The organism is Rhodococcus sp. T2V (genome assembly GCF_029269925.1).
Classification (GTDB): Bacteria; Actinomycetota; Actinomycetes; order Mycobacteriales; family Mycobacteriaceae; genus Rhodococcus_F; species Rhodococcus_F koreensis.
Genome location: NZ_JARJBD010000309.1, coordinates 1 through 1,075 on the forward strand (window position 1 = coordinate 1; position 1,075 = coordinate 1,075).

Genomic DNA, 1,075 nt, shown 5'->3' on the forward strand with positions numbered 1-1,075 from the left:
CTCAACACGCACGACGCGACACGAAAACTCGGCTACCTAGGAAACTCACGCTAGCAGATACCGCAGGTCGTCAGACCGGATGTTTCGCACGTCGATCGTGACCTCGTGGCTCGGGACCGCATCGCTACCACGCTCGCCGGTCGACCGTGGTCCGTCGTGATCATCGTCGATATCAGTACCGGTCATGATGCCCCGCTGGTCTGCGCATCCGAACCGTGCGCGAGGGCGCGATGAGATCGGGCGGCCGCCGACTCGGAATCGGCGTCGGCAGGCTCCGCGGCAATGAAGGCTTGAAGCTCCCTGCTCAGACGATTCATCACCTGTGGGTCCGCCATGAGGACTCGGTCGAGAGCGTGGACAGCGGACGAAGCGACCGCGCGACCGCGCTCGGTAATGGTCACCAGCGTCTCGCGTCGGTCTGCTCGATTGACGGATCGGGCGACCAAACCAGCGCCCTCGAGCCCATCCACCAGCGCTCCTATGGTCGTAGCGTGGCGGCCGAGGGTGCGGCACAGTCGCACCATGGGTGTGACCCCCTCCGGCGCGGCGATGACTGCCGACAGAACCTCAAACCGCGGAACGGTGAGTCCCAGCGGGCTGAGAGCAGAGTCGAGACGGCGCACGATCACCTTGTGCGCCTGAAGGACGGCGGTGACCAATGCCGTCACGGAATTCTCCGTTGAGGCAGAACACAACTCCGACGGTGACGGTTGCACAGAGGCCATGTGAGTCATCCTTCTTCTACCCAGGATGGTCGAACGCGACGCGCGCGCTGGTGGGTTCGATGGTTCGCGCAGTGATCCAGGCTTCGACCCGGCCCGTTCCAGAATCCATCTACTTCCAAATCAATTGCCCTAGTGGGCAATTACCGTAGATGTCACGTCTCAGCGCCGAAGAATTGCGGCACTGAAACTCCATTGGAAATATTGATGGACTTCCAACTATAGTACTTCCAACTTCCCCGATCTGAAAGAGTCGATTCATATGTTCACCTTGACCGATGACGAGCGGGCGATCAGCGACACGGCCCGTGATTTCGCGGCCGAGCATCTGGCGCCGCATGCGGTGGAGTGGG

2 protein-coding genes are annotated in these 1,075 nt (G+C 61.5%); one reads left to right on the forward strand and one right to left on the reverse strand.

Going from position 1 to position 1,075, the window contains the following annotated elements; all coding sequences use genetic code 11:
• Positions 1-182: 182 nt before the first annotated feature.
• The gene (locus tag P3H15_RS54070; protein WP_276144835.1) at positions 183-668 is read right to left on the reverse strand and encodes a MarR family winged helix-turn-helix transcriptional regulator; all 486 of its coding nucleotides are present in this window, start codon (positions 666-668) and stop codon (positions 183-185) included.
• A gap of 316 nt (positions 669-984) precedes the next feature.
• Between P3H15_RS54070 and P3H15_RS54075 the strand changes: the two genes are divergently transcribed.
• On the forward strand, positions 985-1,075 hold a 91-nt coding region (locus P3H15_RS54075; RefSeq protein WP_276139974.1), incomplete at its 3' end, for an acyl-CoA dehydrogenase family protein.